11 protein-coding genes, 1 tRNA gene and 1 other annotated feature are annotated in these 13252 nt (G+C 48.9%); of the genes, 7 read left to right on the plus strand and 5 right to left on the minus strand.

What is annotated here, in order from left to right; all coding sequences use genetic code 11:
* Positions 1-159: 159 nt before the first annotated feature.
* Complete coding sequence (locus LACSTY_RS04190) at positions 160-651, minus strand: MerR family transcriptional regulator (protein ID WP_049169105.1); 492 nt, start codon at positions 649-651, stop codon at positions 160-162.
* A gap of 120 nt (positions 652-771) precedes the next feature.
* Here LACSTY_RS04190 and LACSTY_RS04195 point away from each other — a divergent pair, with 120 nt between their 5' ends.
* Together LACSTY_RS04195 and LACSTY_RS04200 are read left to right on the plus strand one after the other, a co-directional pair.
* On the plus strand, positions 772-2250 hold the full coding sequence (locus LACSTY_RS04195; protein WP_087911809.1) for an MDR family MFS transporter: 1479 nt from the start codon (positions 772-774) through the stop codon (positions 2248-2250).
* Positions 2247-2972, plus strand: a complete 726-nt coding sequence (locus tag LACSTY_RS04200) for a DUF4811 domain-containing protein (protein WP_087911810.1) — start codon at positions 2247-2249, stop codon at positions 2970-2972. The genes LACSTY_RS04195 and LACSTY_RS04200 overlap by 4 nt, the downstream gene beginning before the upstream one ends.
* Before the next feature lie 81 nt (positions 2973-3053).
* Here LACSTY_RS04200 and LACSTY_RS04205 read toward each other — a convergent pair whose 3' ends face one another.
* Complete coding sequence (locus tag LACSTY_RS04205) at positions 3054-3728, minus strand: phosphatase PAP2 family protein (protein ID WP_087911811.1); 675 nt, start codon at positions 3726-3728, stop codon at positions 3054-3056.
* 126 nt (positions 3729-3854) lie between these two features.
* Positions 3855-4048 (plus strand) — a binding site (T-box leader).
* A gap of 216 nt (positions 4049-4264) precedes the next feature.
* Between LACSTY_RS04205 and leuS the strand changes: the two genes are divergently transcribed.
* The 3 genes from leuS to LACSTY_RS04220 all read left to right on the plus strand — a co-directional run bounded on the left by leuS (position 4265) and on the right by LACSTY_RS04220 (position 9539).
* On the plus strand, positions 4265-6676 hold the full coding sequence (gene leuS, locus LACSTY_RS04210; protein ID WP_049169101.1) for a leucine--tRNA ligase: 2412 nt from the start codon (positions 4265-4267) through the stop codon (positions 6674-6676).
* Positions 6677-7180: 504 nt separating this feature from the next.
* A complete protein-coding gene (locus LACSTY_RS04215; RefSeq protein ID WP_025012494.1) occupies positions 7181-8824 on the plus strand; it encodes a putative polysaccharide biosynthesis protein in 1644 nt (547 codons plus the stop codon).
* A gap of 4 nt (positions 8825-8828) precedes the next feature.
* Positions 8829-9539: a pseudouridine synthase gene (locus LACSTY_RS04220; protein ID WP_087913234.1), complete on the plus strand. Its 711-nt coding sequence runs from the start codon at positions 8829-8831 to the stop codon at positions 9537-9539.
* A 152-nt stretch (positions 9540-9691) separates the two neighbouring features.
* Here LACSTY_RS04220 and LACSTY_RS04225 read toward each other — a convergent pair whose 3' ends face one another.
* The 3 genes from LACSTY_RS04225 to LACSTY_RS04235 form a co-directional block, all read right to left on the minus strand.
* The gene (locus LACSTY_RS04225) at positions 9692-10516 is read right to left on the minus strand and encodes an NAD(P)H-hydrate dehydratase (protein ID WP_087911812.1); all 825 of its coding nucleotides are present in this window, start codon (positions 10514-10516) and stop codon (positions 9692-9694) included.
* Positions 10513-11013 carry an NUDIX domain-containing protein gene (locus LACSTY_RS04230; RefSeq protein ID WP_087911813.1) on the minus strand — a complete coding sequence of 167 codons (501 nt, stop codon included), beginning with the start codon at positions 11011-11013 and terminating at the stop codon, positions 10513-10515. Before LACSTY_RS04230 ends, LACSTY_RS04225 begins: the two co-directional genes overlap by 4 nt.
* Before the next feature lie 146 nt (positions 11014-11159).
* Positions 11160-11244, minus strand: a tRNA-Leu gene (locus tag LACSTY_RS04235).
* A gap of 133 nt (positions 11245-11377) precedes the next feature.
* Here LACSTY_RS04235 and LACSTY_RS04240 point away from each other — a divergent pair.
* Entirely contained in the window at positions 11378-11851 is a 474-nt protein-coding gene (locus LACSTY_RS04240; protein ID WP_087911814.1) for a glutathione peroxidase, read from the plus strand.
* 105 nt (positions 11852-11956) lie between these two features.
* Entirely contained in the window at positions 11957-13162 is a 1206-nt protein-coding gene (locus LACSTY_RS04245; protein ID WP_087911815.1) for a MalY/PatB family protein, read from the plus strand.
* Positions 13163-13252 lie beyond the last annotated feature (90 nt).

Consider the following 13252-nt stretch of genomic DNA (forward strand, 5'->3'; position numbering starts at 1 on the left):
TTGGTAAAAGAATCTGAGTTTGCGAAATGGTAAAAGTCGGCAATGCGCTTTATGACTGGGTAAAAAAAACGATCCTCGATAGCAAGCAAATTTTGCGTTGCTCTCGAGGATCGTTTTTGCCTGAAAATGGTTGCTGATGCTAGTTTTGCCATCGCGGACTTATAAAGTTGACCTACCTGTAGCATCTTTATTTTCGGGAAGCGAGCCTTGATGCGGTGGCATAGGTGGCTGGATGGCTTTTTTATACAGCTTAGCAGTATTTTCCTGAACCACGGCAACGACATCAAAACCAGGGTCATTTTCCAGCGGGCCGAAATTTAAAAAAGTTTGATCGTCGTCATACTGAATGCCTTGCAAACGGGTGCTCATGAGGACGTGTAGCTTATCGGCTTTTTGGTGTGACTTTTCGATTTCTTCACTGGCCTTGGCTAAGGTGTAGCCTTCATCCAGCATGGATTTGATCATGACGATCAACGCGATATTAGAAAGCGAATAACGCTTGTTGCCATTTGCTTCGTGTCGCAGTGAGTGGATCAGATGCTTTTTTTCCCAATAGCGGATTTGGGTCGGGGTGGCCCCGGTAACCCGGCTGGTTTCGCCGATACCTAGCGAAATATCGAGTGAGCGTAAACGTTCATTGAAGAGTCCCATGGTCTGGTCTGCCTCCTTTGCCTTGACAACTAATCAGTTTAATTGTAATATTTTATCTTGTCAATATTACATTGTGTGATATAGAAAACACAAAACATTATAAAGAAATCAGGCGAAGTTATGGACGTTAAAGATATCAACGGGAAGCAGGTTAACGTCCCTATGATGGTCATCACGCTCATTGTCGGGACGTTTATTACAGTACTGAACCAGACGATCCTTTCCACTGCGTTTCCGACGTTGATGAAAGCCTTCGACATTTCGACCGCAACGGTGCAGTGGTTGTCGACTGGCTTTATGTTGGTCAATGGGATTATGATCCCGGTTTCGGCATACTTGAGCGCGAAGGTGCCTTCCAAATGGTTATATATGAGTGCCATGGGAACTTTCTTTGTTGGCACACTGGTCGCTTTTGTTGCCAATAGTTTTGCGATTTTATTGGCCGGCCGGTTGATTCAGGCTGTCGGTGTTGGGATCACGATGCCATTATTACAAAATATTATGATGTCGATTTTTCCGCCAAACCGACGTGGCGCCGCCATGGGGATGGCCGGCATCGCGATCGGGGTTGCGCCAGCGATTGGACCGACCCTTTCCGGATATATCATTGATAATTTCGGCTGGCGGGTCTTGTTCGGGATGATTCTCCCGATTGCCGGTTTGGTCATCATCGCGGCGTTGTTCTTCTTCAAAAACGTTTTGCCGCTGTCGAATCCCAAACTGGACGTGCCGTCACTGATTGAATCGTCCATTGGCTTTGGTGCCTTGCTATACGGATTCTCCGAAGTCGGGAACGATGGCTGGGGTGATCCGATGGTGCTTGGTTCAATTGCCGTGGGGCTGATTTTCATCGTGATTTTTGGCTATCGGCAGCTGCATTTAAAAGAGCCCTTTGTCGAGCTGCGGGTGTTTAAGAGTAAAATCTTTGCGCTGTCAACTGTTTTGGGGACGATTGCCAACATGGCGATGGTCGGTGTTGAAATGATTCTTCCACTATATTTACAGATTATTCACGGTAAAAGTGCGCTAGAATCTGGCTTGACACTGCTGCCGGGGGCACTTTTGATTGCGGTCATGAGCCCTGTTACTGGCCAAGTGTTCGACCGTATCGGTGCCAAACGGTTGGCGCAATTGGGGCTTTTTCTCCTCACGATTGCGACACTGCCATATTTCTTCTTGACGACAAACACCCCGTCAATCTTCATTACAGTGATTTATGCGGTACGGATGTTTGGGATTTCAATGGTCATGATGCCATTGACGACCAATGGGATGAATGCGTTGACGCCTGACATGATTCGCCATGGCACGGCGGTGAACAACACGGTACGACAGGTTGCGACTTCGATGACGACGGCGGTTTTGATCTCAGTCCTGTCAAACGTCACCAATCTCACTAAACCGGCAGCCAGCCTGGTAAAAAGTAATCCGCTGCAGTATAAGCAAGACTTTTTCAATGCTACACTCAACGGTTATCACGCGGCCTTTTTACTGGCAGTCGGGTTTAGTCTTGTCGGCTGGATTCTGACATTCTTCCTGAATAGTCATGCCATGTCGCAAGAAGTGACAATTAAAGACGAAAAGAAGGTGAAGGCATGATTCTTTGGCTTTTAGGGTTAATGGTCGTTGGCCTTTATCTTAGTTTCATCATGATGCACCGTTCGCTTAAACGCACCGCATTGATCATTGTGTTTGGTATCGGCGTCGTGGGCAGTTTATTGCTCATCACGCTGAATGATAATGCCCATTTTGGGATGGTTAAGCGGACAACGACCGACGAGCAGACCATTTATACCGCATCGCCTAATGCGCAAATGCCGATGCTTTTGAAGCAAACCGTGGGAACTGCCGGCAAACACGCCGTTTATATTTACAAAACGGATCCTAAGAAAAAGGCCGTGCATACCAAAGCCGACCTAGCCGTGCATAATAAAGTTTCCAGAACGTCTGATACGACCGCTTCATTAACGAGTAAGACGACACAGTGGGAATATCAAAATGGCTTTTATGGTGCACTATTCAATCATGAAGGTGCCGACCAGTTCGTCTCTCAGCATAACCAACTCGCCATTCCCAAAAGCTGGTTCGTTTTGACCACGACGCAGGCCAAGCAGCTGAGCACCAAGTTAAAAGCGTTGCAGCACCCAACTGCGCAGCAAAAAGCCGCCTTGGCGACAAAGGTGAAAGCCAAAGCAGCAGAATTGGTCAAAGCCGATCCGAAGTTGGCGACGGATCAGACCACGCTAATGAAGCAGGCTCAAAAAGCCGTGCAACAAGAGCTGATCCAGCAAGCCGTGCAGGATGTGCAGGCACATAAATAGTTAATGACAATGTATGTGGTGCAGTGCCGCACGCACAATAGTCAACTCAAGGCATTAAAAAAGCAGATGGCGAGTTTTCTCTCAGCGATCTGCTTTTTGCTTACGTTGATGCTGGCGAGATAAGTAGGGATTGAAAAACCACCAACTCAGCATTAACAAGGCGAATCCCAACGAAAAGCCGGCAAAGACATCGGTCGGATAGTGGACACGGACAAAGATGCGTGAATAGCCGGTCAAGCCGATCATCAAGACTGCCAGGATCGTGATCAGCCATTTGCCAGTTGGATGTTTGAACAATGTCCATGCCAAAAGAATAATCGTGCCATAAAACATCATGGTGCCACTGGAATGCCCGCTGGGGAAACTGAATCCGCTGGCTTTGACTAAGGCGCGAATTTGCGGATCGGCGATGAACGGCCGCGGCCGTTGGATCAGATATTTGATGCTGACATTGAGCACCCCCATGATGGCGCCAACGCTGGCTGTAAACACGGCTGCACTCCGATAACGGCAAAGTAAAAGCCCTGCCGCCAAGACCATGGTTAAAACAATTAAAATGCTGGGGTTTCCTAATTCGGTAATGACGAGAAGCAGCGGTTTAAGCGTTGCTGCGTGAAAGTGGGTCACAAAGGCGATAACGCGCTGATCGACCGTATGAATCCAGTTTGCGTTGTTAACAATGCCGACTAGTAAGGTGATGAAAATGATTAATGCAGATCCTGATAGATAAAGTGGTAGTGAACGACGTTGTGCCAAAACAAACCTCCCAAAATAAGCACAATCGACTGTAACGAATGCGCTAAGAAAATGCCTAATATAAATAGAATAGCATAATGACCATTGAACACATCTAAGGTTTTTGCTATGATTGACGCAATCATCAAACGAACAAAGGAGTAGTAAGTCGATGCGGGGATCAGAGAGCAGGCGGTGGTGCGAGCCTGACGATGCTAAGACTGAACTGGCCTTTGAAGTTGCTGCGGTGAAGCCAGTAATCGCAGCCGGTCGGACCGTTATCTCCTTTGAGCGCTGTGCAAACAGAACTTAGGTGGTACCGCGGCTGAGCCGTCCTAATGAAGATAGGGCGGTTTTTTGTTTGAAAAATTAGTGAACTAGTTCACGTTATAACGCGCCGGTTCACGCTCACATTAACGCGTTCACCGGCGCAGGAGCTTGCGTATAAGGACCTTGGTCGCAATGGCCTAAACCCGGGCCATCACGCCCAAGGCCACTTATACTTCAGCTCCTAAGCGCGCCGGTTCACGCTCACAAAATAATCAGGAGGTAAAGAAATGGCATATGATCATCATGAGATCGATAAGAAGTGGCAACGTTATTGGGCAGAGCATAACGAGTTTAATACCACGACTGATCCGAAAAAACCGAATTTTTATGCATTGGACATGTTTCCATATCCGTCAGGCCAAGGCCTGCATGTTGGGCATCCGGAAGGGTATACGGCAACCGATATTGTTGCGCGAATGAAACGGATGCAGGGATTCAACGTGTTGCATCCAATGGGCTGGGACGCATTCGGTTTGCCGGCTGAGCAATATGCCTTGAATACCGGACACAATCCGCGTACCTTCACCAAGCAAAACATTGAAACGTTCAAGCGTCAAATTAATAGTCTTGGCTTTTCATACGATTGGAATCGCGAAATTAATACGACGGATCCAAATTATTATAAGTGGACGCAATGGATTTTTGAACAACTGTATAAACATGGGTTGGCCTATGAAGCCGAAGTGCCGGTTAACTGGAGTCCGGACTTAGGAACCGTTGTGGCCAATGAGGAAGTTATCGATGGCAAAACCGAACGCGGCGGCTTTCCGGTCATTCGCAAACCAATGCGGCAGTGGATGCTGAAGATTACGGCGTATGCGGATAAGCTGCTTGCTGATCTCGATGACCTAGACTGGCCGGAATCGATCAAACAGATGCAACGCAACTGGATCGGCAAATCCACCGGTGCGCAGATTACCTTTGCAGTCACCGACAGTCAGGAAAAATTCGACGTGTTCACAACGCGTCCGGACACCCTTTTTGGCGCGACCTATGTGGTGATGGCGCCTGAACACGAATTGGTTGAAAAGATTACGACACCAGAACAGCAGGCAGTTGTCGATGCCTATGTGGAGGAAGCTGCGCATAAGTCTGATCTGGATCGGACTGCGCTGGATAAAGAAAAAACCGGCGTCTGGACTGGTGCCTATGCTACCAATCCGGTTAATGGCGAGAAACTGCCAATTTGGATCTCGGATTATGTCCTGGCGACGTATGGTACTGGGGCAATCATGGCGGTGCCGGCGCATGATGATCGTGACTATGCCTTCGCCAAAAAGTTTGGGATCGAAATCAAGCCCGTTATCGAAGGTGGCAACATTGACGAAGCGGCCTACACTGGCGATGGGGTTCACATCAATTCTGAATTTTTGGATGGTTTAAACGAGCAGGATGCCATTGATCGGATGATTAGCTGGTTGGAAGACAAGGAGATTGGTCACGCCAAAGTTAATTATAAGTTGCGCGATTGGGTCTTTTCCCGTCAGCGGTATTGGGGCGAGCCGATTCCGGTGATTCATTGGGAAGACGGCGAAACCACACTGGTACCGGAAGATGAACTGCCACTGGTATTGCCTGAAGAAGTCGATATCAAGCCAAGCGGGACTGGTGAAAGTCCATTGGCCAATTTGACAGATTGGGTCAATGTTGTCGACAAAAACGGGCGCAAAGGCAAGCGGGAAACCAACACGATGCCGCAATGGGCCGGTTCTTCATGGTATTTCCTGCGCTTTGTCGATCCGCACAATAAAGAAGCACTTGCCGATTACGACAAGCTCAAGCAGTGGATGCCGGTTGATCTTTATATTGGCGGCGCTGAACACGCCGTCCTGCATCTTTTGTACGCGCGCTTCTGGAACCTGTTCCTTTATGATATTGGCGCGATTCCGAATAAAGAGCCATTCCAGCGCCTGTATAACCAAGGCATGATTCTGGGCGACAATCATGAAAAAATGAGTAAATCCAAAGGCAATGTCGTCAACCCTGACGATGTGGTCGACGAATATGGTGCCGACACGCTGCGCCTTTATGAAATGTTCATGGGTCCACTGGATGCCGGCATTGCGTGGTCCACAAAGGGCTTGGCCGGTGCGCGCAAGTTCCTGGATCGCGTCTGGAGTGCCTTTATCGATGACGAAGGCAAACTTCGTGATCGCATCACAACCATCAACGACGGCCGTTTGGATAAGGTTTACAACGAAACCGTTAAAAAGGTAACCGAAGACTACGAAGCCTTGCATTTTAACACTGCGATTTCTCAAATGATGGTCTTCATCAATTCGGCACGTAAAGACGATGATTTGCCGCTTGAATATGTCGAAGGTTTTGTCAAAATGCTCGCGCCGATTGCCCCGCACTTGATGGAAGAAATCTGGTCGCGGCTCGGTCACGATCACAGCCTGACATACGCGCCATGGCCGACTTACGATGAAAGCAAGCTCAAGACCGATACGTACGACATGATGGTCCAAGTCAACGGCAAGCTCCGCGGCTCCATTACTGCCAATGTCGACGAATCCGACGACGATATCAAGCAAGCTGCACTGGCCAATGAAAACGTTCAGAAGTTCACGGCCGGTAAGGATATTAAAAAGATCATCGTGGTTCCAAGAAAAATCATCAACATCGTGGCCAAGTAATGAGATGATATTGCGAGTTATTGAAGATCCGTGACGTCAAGATCTTACGACAACCATTCAACGTTAGGTTCCAGCGAAACAAAATCGGTGCCAAAGACTGAGAGGGTCGATGGGACTGATTTTTTTGAGCGCAAGTCAGCGCGGTTAGAAGCCGGAGTGTAAGTGGCCTTGGGCGTGATGGCCCGGGCTTAGGCCATTGCGTCCAAGGTCCTTACACGCAAGGCTTCTGCGCTGGCGAGCGCGTTATGGCGAGCATCAACCATCCCCCTAACAACTATAAACACAAGTTAACCCCCCAAGCAAAGCCCGTCATTCCAGACTATCCCAGACTATTACGCCAAGTCGGTCTTTAAACCTCCTTTGGCGTGGTATCATATTAATAATTGCCTTATCCAGAATTATCAAAGTTTTCTTTTGATTCACCAAAGAAATCCGGGAAAGATTGCAAGTGAGGCGTGGATTGCCTAAAATATAAAGGATTACGCAACACGACAGGAGCTTATCATGGAAAATTTGCTGGGCAGCGGCAATCAGCCGCCACGTTCAGACAAGGAAAAAATGATCCGCGGTTCGGCGTGGATGACTGCCGGCAGTGTTTTTTCACGGATTTTAGGAGCCATCTATGTCATTCCGTGGCGTATTTGGCTCGGTGCAGCTTTTCTAACGGCAAATGCCTTATTTACCAAGGGCTATCAGATTTATAGTCTGTTTTTGATTATTTCAACCGCGGGTGTTCCAGGGGCGGTTTCCAAGCAAGTTGCCCGGTACAACGCGATGGGCGAGTATAAAACGGGCATGCGGCTCTTTTATCATGGAACAATCGCCATGCTGCTTATGGGTGTTTTGTCTTGCGGTGCGATGTGGCTTTTGGCACCGTTATTAGCGGCAGGGGATGCGCGGATGATCCCGGTTTTCCGGTCGTTGGCGTGGCCGTTGTTGCTAATCCCATCGTTGAGTCTGATTCGCGGCTTTTTCCAAGGGTACAATGAAATGGCACCAAGCGCGATCAGCCAGTTTGTTGAACAGGTCGCCCGAATTTTGTACATGCTGGTGATGACGTATGCGATTATGGTTGCCGGCAATCATCATTACTTAGATGCGGTGGTTCATTCAACATTTGCGGCGTTTATTGGCGCAGTTTTTGGACTCGGTCTATTGGTTGTGTATTTCGTTCAGCAAAAGCCGCGCTTAGATGCGTTAGAGGCGCAAAGTAAGCAGGCTCTGAACATCAGCGTCAACGAGATTTTGTTGGATGTGGTGCGTCAGGCAATTCCATTCATCATCATGGATTCGACGATTAACATTTACTACATCATTGATCAATATACGTTTAACCCGATGATGAAGGCTTTTTATCGCGTAAGTGAGGACCAACTGGATCGGTTCTACGCCTTATTTGCCGGTAATGCGAATAAGTTGATTATGATTATTGTTAGCTTGGCGGTTGCCATGGCCATTACCGTTGTGCCCTTGCTGGCCGGTGCCAAAACGCGTGGTGATGTTGCGGGGTTGGCTCGGCAAATCACGAACACCTTACAGCTGTTCTTTATTGTAATGATTCCTTCAGCCTTTGGGATGGTGGCGGTTGCGCGTCCCTTATATGTTTTGTTTTATCGTGATATGGATTGGTTGGGCATCAGGTTATTACAGTGGTCATCAATTTTAGCAATTTTACTGGGCCTATTTACGGTGTTAGCTGCGATTCTTCAGGGCCTGTTCAACAATCGTCTGGCAATTCAGGAAATGCTGGTGGGGATGGCGGTCAAAGTCATCGCGCAGTGGCCGATGATTTTCTTTTTCGATGTCTATGGGCCGATTATCGCAACGATGCTTGGCATGACGGTATCAAGCCTGCTGATGCTGTATTCGACGAATCGGATGTACAATATTCACGTGCGTCAAACGATTCGTCGCGGTATCGGTATTCTGGCGTTTTCATTGATCATGTGCGCCGTTTGCTACCTGATCGTGAACCTTTCCGGCATGATCATCAACCCGCAAAGTCAGTTTGGCGCTGCTTTGGTTTTGTTGGTAGCGGTTGGTGTCGGGGTACTGATTTATGGTTATTTAATTTTAAAAACGCGCTTGGCAGATATGATTATTGGCGAACGAGTCAGTCGGTTACGCGAAATTTTACACATTCGGTGATGTTATGCGATTAGATAAGTATTTAAGTCATTTGCAATTTGGCAGTCGAAAAGAAGTCAAGGCGCTCATTCGTGATAAACGCGTTCGGGTTGCCGGGGAACTCGTAACGGATCCGGGCTACAATATTTTACCGGGCGTTGCAGTGGAAGTGAACGATGCTCAAGCCGATGGGCCACTTGAAGTCGATTATTTGATGAATAAGCCGGCAGGGGTCATTACAGCAACCGAGGATCCGGTACAACCGACTGTTCTTGATTTGATTCGGCCGCATGATTACCGGCCTGGTTTATACCCGGTTGGCCGGTTGGATAAAGACACGACGGGACTATTATTACTGACCACCGACGGCAATTTAGGGCATCGACTCTTGGCGCCGAATCATCACGTTGCCAAAACCTATACGGCTACACTGGCAAAAGCGCTCACTGATGACATGAAGCGCCAGCTAGAACAAGGCATTGTTTTAGAGGATTTTACGACAGCCCCGGCAGAAGTAACGGTGGTGCCGGCAACTGATAATAAAGTGATCCAAATGACGATCACGGAAGGTAAGTATCATCAAATCAAGCGGATGCTGCTGGCGGTCGATAATGAGGTGCTGGCTTTGACCCGCATCGCGATGGGACCGCTGCGTTTACCGGAAAATATGGCAGCTGGCGACTATCGCGCGTTGACGGATGAAGAACGGGCAAAGTTGGCGCAGATATCCCAATAGCGGCTAGATTGTTTTGGTGCGTTCTGCGTACCAAATAGGCTGGCGTTAATAAAAAGCGGCGGCAAGAGTGGAAAAATCTGCTCTTGCCGCCGCTTTTAGTCTGACTTGCCTAATTATATGAAGGAAATGCCCGGAACTGGTTGGCAACCTTTTTAAGATTCAGACAATTGTTTCAGATAGGCAGGCAGCTCCTGAATCACCATCGTGGGTAATGCCACGTAGCTATTCATAGCGACAATATCAGCGACGTGTGAGTGGACGAATACGGCTGCCAACACCGCTTGCTTCAGTGGCTGAAATTGACCCGCAAACGCAGCAATGATGCCGGTTAGCGTGTCGCCAGAGCCGCCTGTGGCCATTGCCGGACCACCGGCCATATTTTCGTAAACGTCATCGCCAACAAAAACATGCGTCTGGGAACTTTTGGCCACAACGATGCCAGGGATGCGTCTGGCTGCCTGTTGACTGGCGGTGACAGTTTGGTCGGGGAGTGCGAGGCCAGACAATCGCTGCCATTCAACCTGGTGAGGCGTCCAAATGAGCTGCGCGTTCGGGTAGTCGAGATGATGCGCAGCCACAAGGGTAATGGCAGAACCATCAATGATTAGAACCTGCGTCTGCTCAACTGCCGCAAAGACTCGCTTTAAAATCGCCAAGGCAGCGTTATCGGTTCCCAATCCCGGACCGACGACAATTACCGTGGCTTGACGAATAGCCGTTTCTAGGGCAGATGAGGCAGCATCGAGAATCATGGCTTCAGGCAAGCGGGCGTGCAAGGCGCTGCGGTTGACCGGATCGGTCGCCACACTGACCAGTCCGGCACCAGCATAAACCGCCGCACTGGCACTCATGATCGCGGCACCCCCGAATTGGGCGTTGCCCCCGACAATAAGGATTTTGCCAAAACTACCTTTGTAAGTATTGCGTTGCCGCGGCCGCACGACTGCCTGCGCTAACTGTTCCGTTAATTGCTTCATGAATCAGAGTCCTCCTTCAAGACAGTCCATTCACTGAATGTTTTGGTGGTTAAATCCGCCTGGCCGGTTTGTAAAAAGCTTTTTGCAAACATGACCAGTGGCGAAGCATTATCCCAAGTTAATTTTTCCTGTGGGACGGCCTGTGCGCCAAGTGAATCCTGACCGATGAATTGCGGTACGGTTTTAGCTAATTGACCACCGGTGATCGTGAGTGTGTAGAAAACGCAAATATGTTGATTAATGGTCCAGTGCTCATACCGCCAAGGATAAACAAAACTGGTAGCGCCCAACTGACGATCAATTGTGGCGGTGAGCCCCGTTTCTTCGTTGAACTCCCGCAAAACATCATGCTCAAGCGGCTCAGGGCCATCTAAGCTGCCGCCGGGAAGATCAAAGCGGTGGATGTAAGGACCGCCATTTTTACGAATGACGATCAAGTGCTGATCAATGGTTGCAATCCCATAGCAGCCAAACGCACGGTGCGTCTTATGTGTCATTGGTTCGCCTCCATCTTTTAAGGTTAGCACGGGGGTTGTGCAGGGGCAATGTGGTGTTAAAATAAAAAAAGCCCTCCCAATCATCTTGGGAAGACCAATTGTATGTTGCCCGGACATTGAATACTCAAGAAAGTGAGTATTTATAATGCCGCGAACAGGAATCGAACCTGCACGGGAATAAATCCCACAGCGACCTGAACACTGCGCGTCTGCCAGTTCCGCCATCGCGGCAACAACATAGATGATTATAGCGGAAGCGCGTAGGCCACGCAAGCAAAAGTTTTAAGAATTTTTTCGGTACCGTTTGTTTCGCCAAAAGTGTTAGTATAAGGCATCAACTTTGATTAAGAAAGGCGGACCAACTATGTCAATTTATGATTTCGATGTAACTTTGGAAGATGGCGCAGCGTATTCATTAAGCAAATATAAGGGGCAACCGTTGCTGATCGTGAATACGGCGACTAAATGCGGGTTTGCCCCTCAGTTTGACGGTTTGGAAAAACTGTATAAAAAGTACAAAGATCAAGGATTAGTCATCTTAGGGTTCCCATCGGATCAATTCAAACAGGAGTTGGCAGATGGTCATGCAGCGGCGGAGGCGTGCCGAATGAAGTATGGGGTTAGTTTCCCGATGCATCAGCTTATCAAAGTTAACGGTGCGCACACGGCCCCACTTTTCAAATACCTTAAAACCGAAGCGCCTGGTGAATTGGGGAAGTCGATTAAATGGAACTTCACGAAGTTTCTCGTTGATCGCGATGGCCGGGTTGTGAAACGATTCGCACCGAAAACAACGCCTGAAGCGATTGAGCCGGCGTTGAAACAGGTTCTTGCTTAAGTGCATCAGCTGTAAGTCGATAGCAAGAATTCGGTCTGACCGTGGTGGACACACCCTGACAGGATGCGTACAATGACACCAAAAGCAAGAAAGCAGGGATCGTTGATGGAAGAATTGCCAGCTGACGTTGCAGCCTTTGTTGATGCGCACTTGGTTGATCGGCGAAATAGTAACGCCGTCAAGTGGGATGGCTTAAAAGAAGAATTTGGCCGGGATGATTTGTTGCCAATGTGGATTGCCGATACAGAATTCAAGGCGCCGCAAGCGGTTTTGGATGCACTAACCGCCCGTGTGCAAGAAGGGACGTTTGGTTATTCCATCCGCCCGCAATCGTATTATGATGCGTTCATTAATTGGCAAAAAGAGCGCCATGGCGTGACAGTCGAACCGGAATGGATGCGGTTTGGCGTCGGCGTGGTGAAGTCGTTATATGCCATGGTCAACTGGCTGACCGACCCCGGCGATCCGGTTTTAATCATGCAGCCGGTTTATTATCCATTCATGAATGCGATCAAAGACCTCGGACGCCGCGTGGTTTCAGTTGATCTGCAATTAACTGCCGATGGCTGGCGAATGGATTTCGATCAACTGGAAAAGACGCTGGCAACAACCCACATTAAAGCGATGATTCTGTGTTCCCCGCATAATCCGGTCGGCCGGATTTGGACCCGGGACGAATTGAACCGGCTGTTTGCGATTACCAGTCAGCATGATATCACGGTGGTTTCCGATGAAATCCACGGTGACCTTGAAGTCAGCGGCCCTAAATTTACGTCAGCCTTGCAGGTGGCGGAAGGCAAAGCCCGCCAAAATCTCGTGGTGTTGAATGCCCCTTCAAAAACGTTCAATCTTGCTGCGTTGCTGAATTCCCATATCATCATTCCGGATGAAGAACTGCGCGCCAAGTATGACGATTTTATCAAGCAGCTGCATCCAGTTGATACCAGCCTGATGGGCCAAGTTGCCGGCGAGGCTGCTTATCGGCATGGCGCTGCGTGGCTGGATCAGGTCCTTCAGGTGGTTCGGTTTAACTACCGGCAATTGTTGGATGGCTTAGCGCAGGCGGCCCCCAAAGCGACCGTTGCCGATCTTCAAGGGACTTATTTAGCCTATGTTGATATTGGCGCGTACGTGGCACCTGACCACATCAAAGCCTTTGTTGAGGGCATCTGTGGTTTGGCAGTTGACTACGGTGCATGGTTCTCGCCCAAAACGGCGACGTATATTCGCTTGAACCTAGCTACTGATCCGAAACTTGTTACCAAAGCGATCACTCGATTAACGGAGCATTTAAGCCAGCCGCAGTTGTGATCCTAGTCTCAAGAAGCCATTCGTTCATCAATACTGATAAAAGCAGGCCTTAGAGTAACGCTTTTGGCGTTGACGCTAAGGCCTGCTTTT

The organism is Lacticaseibacillus styriensis (genome assembly GCF_030770295.1).
GTDB classification, from domain to species: Bacteria; Bacillota; Bacilli; order Lactobacillales; family Lactobacillaceae; genus Lacticaseibacillus; species Lacticaseibacillus casei.

Bases quoted from the DNA above. Each gene is read 5' to 3' on its own strand.
- LACSTY_RS04220 (WP_087913234.1), top strand. From the start codon at position 8,829: ATGCGATTAGATAAGTATTTAAGTCATTTGCAATTTGGCAGTCGAAAA.
- LACSTY_RS04225 (WP_087911812.1), bottom strand. From the start codon at position 10,516: ATGAAGCAATTAACGGAACAGTTAGCGCAGGCAGTCGTGCGGCCGCGG.
- LACSTY_RS04245 (WP_087911815.1), top strand. From the start codon at position 11,957: ATGGAAGAATTGCCAGCTGACGTTGCAGCCTTTGTTGATGCGCACTTG.
- LACSTY_RS04240 (WP_087911814.1), top strand. From the start codon at position 11,378: ATGTCAATTTATGATTTCGATGTAACTTTGGAAGATGGCGCAGCGTAT.
- LACSTY_RS04230 (WP_087911813.1), bottom strand. From the start codon at position 11,013: ATGACACATAAGACGCACCGTGCGTTTGGCTGCTATGGGATTGCAACC.
- LACSTY_RS04200 (WP_087911810.1), top strand. From the start codon at position 2,247: ATGATTCTTTGGCTTTTAGGGTTAATGGTCGTTGGCCTTTATCTTAGT.
- LACSTY_RS04190 (WP_049169105.1), bottom strand. From the start codon at position 651: ATGGGACTCTTCAATGAACGTTTACGCTCACTCGATATTTCGCTAGGT.
- LACSTY_RS04215 (WP_025012494.1), top strand. From the start codon at position 7,181: ATGGAAAATTTGCTGGGCAGCGGCAATCAGCCGCCACGTTCAGACAAG.
- LACSTY_RS04195 (WP_087911809.1), top strand. From the start codon at position 772: ATGGACGTTAAAGATATCAACGGGAAGCAGGTTAACGTCCCTATGATG.
- leuS (WP_049169101.1), top strand. From the start codon at position 4,265: ATGGCATATGATCATCATGAGATCGATAAGAAGTGGCAACGTTATTGG.